The organism is Oleiphilus sp. HI0086 (assembly GCF_001635225.1).
On the sequence record NZ_LWFZ01000510.1, the window covers coordinates 1 to 532 of the forward strand.

General features: G+C 47.0%; 1 protein-coding gene. It reads right to left on the bottom strand.

Annotated elements, in window-relative coordinates; translation table 11 throughout:
* Nucleotides 1–17: 17 nt before the first annotated feature.
* Nucleotides 18–532: pyridoxal-phosphate dependent enzyme (locus A3756_RS06340; RefSeq protein WP_156490319.1), on the bottom strand; the 515-nt coding region annotated here is incomplete at its 5' end.

Here is a 532-nt window from a genome sequence, read left to right on the forward strand (position 1 = left end):
TTTGAACATGAGATTGTCTATGAAGACAGGAAACGCTGATAGGATTCACCAAATCCACGCCAGCCCTGTAGCCCGCCAGTATGAACAGCTAATACTCGCGCTCCCGCCTGGATTCTTCCTTGATGAATATACTCCGCCAGCCCATACATCATCTTTCCTGTATAAACAGGGTCTAGAACCAAACCATGCTCATCATAAACATCAGAAATAAATTCCGTCAGACGACTATTGATTTTGGCAAAGCCACCGAAATGATAGTGATGACATATTCTCCAAGGGTTAACCCTACTGGCACCTGATAACTGCCGCTCTACGCGATGCTCCAGGTCGTGAGCATTTTTTAGTGCAGAAAATCCAACACACTGGGCTCGACCAATATTTGCCTGAGCAATCCCTGCCAAGGTTGCGCCTGAGCCCACAGCACAAGCTATCAAGTCATAGTTAAGTTGCCCCGCATGATGCAAGGTATTAAATAAACTTTCGATTCCTAGCGTGCCTTGTCTACCTGCACCACCTTCAGGAACAACCCAGG